Annotated in this window: 1 protein-coding gene; it reads left to right on the top strand. The window is 51.9% G+C overall.

Annotated elements, in window-relative coordinates:
- The coding region (locus O9K64_RS23350; RefSeq protein ID WP_335342354.1) for a transposase at nt 1-1,551 on the top strand (1,551 nt) is incomplete at its 5' end.
- Between the last annotated feature and the right edge of the window lie 49 nt (nt 1,552-1,600).

Genomic DNA, 1,600 nt, shown 5'->3' on the forward strand with positions numbered 1-1,600 from the left:
GGCCTCACGCATGGTAAAATGTTTGTGTTCAAAGACAAACAACAAAACCACCCGGAGGCCCACTTGAAGAATGACACAAACACTGACAGCTTGCCACCCTTGATCAGCGGCCTGGTTACCGATTCAAAGCACTACATTGACAACCTGTTCGCTGACACATGGAAGAAGTTGAAAATGAATTCGCTGATCAAAGGAGCAGGCTTCACCAAGCGCAGTGGCATCGACGTCACGGAAGCGGTATTTATCTTACTGCTCTGGAAATGGCTCAACATGGCATCCATCGCCATGTTTTCCAGGAAGGCGTTGGGAACCTTTTCAAGGGCCAGAAAAGATGTCATGTACGATTTGCTCAAACGGGAAGAGATCAACTGGCGAGCGCTTAATAGCCAAACGGCCAAGGCGGTTTATCACCGGAACAAGCTGGCGGGGAGTCGCGTTAAGGCGTTCGTGTTGGATGATTCGATCAAAACCCGGTGTGGCAAGAAAATGGAAGGGGTGTCCAGCCATTTTGATCATGTTACGGGCCGCCATGTTATGGGGCAGCAGGTATTGACGCTGGGGTTGGCGACAGACGAAGCCTTCCTGCCTTTGGATTCACAGATTTACATCAGCCAGGTGAAGGCACGGGCACTGATCAACCCCTACAAGGATGGCCGGAGTATTGCTGGCAAGCGTTACAGCGAGGCGATCAGCCAGGGTAAGCCGGAAATGGCCTCGCATATGATGAAGCGGGCTATTCGAAGCGGGATAGACGCGGATTATGTGTTGGCGGATGCTTGGTTTGGCACTAAGCCGATGATTCGTACCGCATTGGAACTGGATGTCGGTGCGATCCTGCGAATGAAAAAGAGCAAAATGAAATACCGTGTGGTGATCAGTGGGCGGGAAAAGCAGCTGCTGGATGCCAAGGAACTCTATACCCATGCGGTCAAGCGGGAGTGGCGAAAGGTGCGGGGCATGCCCTGGAAGGCCGTGGCGCTGGATGTGGAACTGGACCTGGCCGAAAAAAATGAAAAAGAGCCCCAGTGGCAACCCGTACGATTACTGTTTGTGCGAGGACTGAAAACACCTGACAAGGAGGAGGCGGGCAAGAAGGATTGGGCGCTGTTCCTAACGACCGATATGCAGCTGGGCATGAGCAAGATGCTGGAGACGTATGCGTTGCGCTGGGGGATCGAAGTCTATTTCAAGGAAGCGAAACAACATCTGGGTTTCCTCCAGGAGCAAACGGCCACATTTGCATCGCATACGGCATCGATACACCTGTGTGCGATTCGTTACTTGATGCTGGTGAACAATAAACTGGAAGATCAGGAAGCGCGTGTCGGTGATATTCGATCACGGATACAGGGCCAGCTGGATTCACTCAATTTTGCCGGACAGCTATGGCAGATATTTCGTGCCATCATATCCGGTACGCTCACTGAGCTGCGGGCAACGCTTGGTTGTCCGGTGGACACGGTTATGCTGGCGGTCGATAAACGCATCCATGAGTTTTTTGTTCGCAGTCTTCAGCTGGATACATTTACCATGCAATTGGAGTATGAGTAATGGGGAAGTTGGGGCCGGTTTTCGCCATTTTGAACTCCGAAACTTGAGT

The sequence above is a fragment of the Sedimenticola hydrogenitrophicus genome, from assembly GCF_029017505.1.
GTDB classification, from domain to species: domain Bacteria; phylum Pseudomonadota; class Gammaproteobacteria; order Chromatiales; family Chromatiaceae; genus Sedimenticola; species Sedimenticola hydrogenitrophicus_A.